General features: G+C 48.5%; 1 tRNA gene. It reads left to right on the forward strand.

From position 1 onward, the window contains the following. Positions 1-93: 93 nt before the first annotated feature. Positions 94-169, forward strand: a tRNA-Gly gene (locus tag AACR75_RS05345). Positions 170-365 lie beyond the last annotated feature (196 nt).

Here is a 365-nt window from a genome sequence, read left to right on the forward strand (position 1 = left end):
TGGTAGCTCGTCGGGCTCATAACCCGAAGGTCGTTGGTTCAAATCCAGCCCCCGCAACCAAATTCAGATTAAGCGTGAATACGATTAATCATTGCGACACTATCTCAGTTGGTAGAGCGCAACCTTGCCAAGGTTGAGGTCACGAGTTCGAACCTCGTGTGTCGCTCCAGATTCTTTTCGAAGAAAAGAATAGCGCCGCACAACCTAGTTAAGGTTGAGATCACGCCTCTTTGTTTAAAGAAAGTGAACCTCGAGTGTCGCTACAAATTCTCTTGTTAGAGAGTGTAAGTTTTCATCGTACTTAACGGTGACACAATACGGACGCGGGGTGGAGCAGCTTGGTAGCTCGTCGGGCTCATAACCCG

Source organism: Vibrio sp. ZOR0018, from assembly GCF_963865925.1.
Lineage (GTDB): Bacteria > Pseudomonadota > Gammaproteobacteria > Enterobacterales > Vibrionaceae > Vibrio > Vibrio anguillarum.